Source organism: Bacillus sanguinis (genome assembly GCF_018332475.1).
GTDB classification, from domain to species: Bacteria; Bacillota; Bacilli; order Bacillales; family Bacillaceae_G; genus Bacillus_A; species Bacillus_A sanguinis.
Genome location: NZ_BOQB01000684.1, coordinates 1 through 376, shown reverse-complemented (window position 1 = coordinate 376; position 376 = coordinate 1). Strand labels below are relative to the sequence as shown.

Below are 376 nucleotides of genomic sequence, written 5' to 3'. Positions count from 1 at the left end.
AAGAATTTAATCAAAACATATGTAGCATTCGAGTGAAAGAATGATATTTAGATTTTTAGTTGTAAATCAAGATAAAATCGAAAAAGCAATGACTAGATTTAAAACCTAATCATTGCTTTTTTATATTTTTACCATCAAATAAGAAGTCTGTTGCTTCTAGTTAGTGGGTATCGAAAGAAATTATTACAACTATGTAAGGTTAATCGATAGTAAATGAAGATACTTGAGTGTATTTTAAATAAGATTTAAAAGTACTGTTTATTTTTAAAATATTGGGGTAAGTAAAATTTTATTAGGAAGTGTATTAAAATGAATGAACTTAAATCTATTATCCATTCGTACAAACTAAAGAGAAAAATAGCAAGGGATTTATACG

1 pseudogene is annotated in these 376 nt (G+C 24.7%); it reads left to right on the top strand.

Annotated elements, in window-relative coordinates:
- Positions 1-303: 303 nt before the first annotated feature.
- Positions 304-376 (top strand): annotated as a pseudogene (locus KI369_RS29195) (homoserine dehydrogenase); the annotation flags it as partial.